Source organism: uncultured Jannaschia sp., from assembly GCF_947494055.1.
In the GTDB taxonomy this organism is placed as follows: Bacteria; Pseudomonadota; Alphaproteobacteria; order Rhodobacterales; family Rhodobacteraceae; genus Jannaschia.
Genome location: NZ_CANLTR010000168.1, coordinates 1 through 600, shown reverse-complemented (window position 1 = coordinate 600; position 600 = coordinate 1). Strand labels below are relative to the sequence as shown.

At 60.2% G+C, this 600-nt stretch carries 1 pseudogene; it reads left to right on the top strand.

Features of this window, described 5'->3' with window-relative positions:
- Positions 1-86: 86 nt before the first annotated feature.
- A pseudogene (locus Q1A87_RS23685) lies at positions 87-600 on the top strand (transposase); the annotation flags it as partial.

Sequence of the window (600 nt, the reverse complement as noted above, 5' to 3'; positions counted from 1 at the left end):
AGAGGTGGTTCGGGAAAACTGAACAGCCGGGATAAGTGGATTTTCCGCGCCACGGCGGCATGATTGTCGCGAGCGAGGAGAAGACCATGACAAGACGACCGCGCAGGAACCACAGCCCGTCCTTCAAGGCGAAGGTGGCGGTGGCTGCGATCAAGGGCGAGAAGACCCTGATCGAACTGGCACAGGATTTCGACGTCCATCCGAACCAGATCAAGCAATGGCGCGATCTGCTTTTGGAAGGCGCGACCGGAGTTTTTGGCGAAGCCCCGAAGGCCAAAGTGGAACCGGCGATCGACGTGAAGACGCTGCATGCGAAGATCGGAGAGCTGACGCTGGAGAAGGATTTTTTGTCCAGCGCGCTCGGCAAGGCAGGTCTGCTGGCGAGCGCAAAAAGATGATCGATCCTACGGCAAGGCTCAGCGTCAGCCGCCAGGCGAAGGTGCTGGGTGTCAGCCGAGGCAGCGTCTATTACCAGCCGCGCCCGGTCTCGGCCGCCGATCTGAAGCTGATGCACCGGATCGACAAACTGCACATGGAGTTCCCCTTCGCGGGCAGCCGGATGCTGCAGGGCTTGCTGATCCAAGAAGGTTTCAAGGTGGG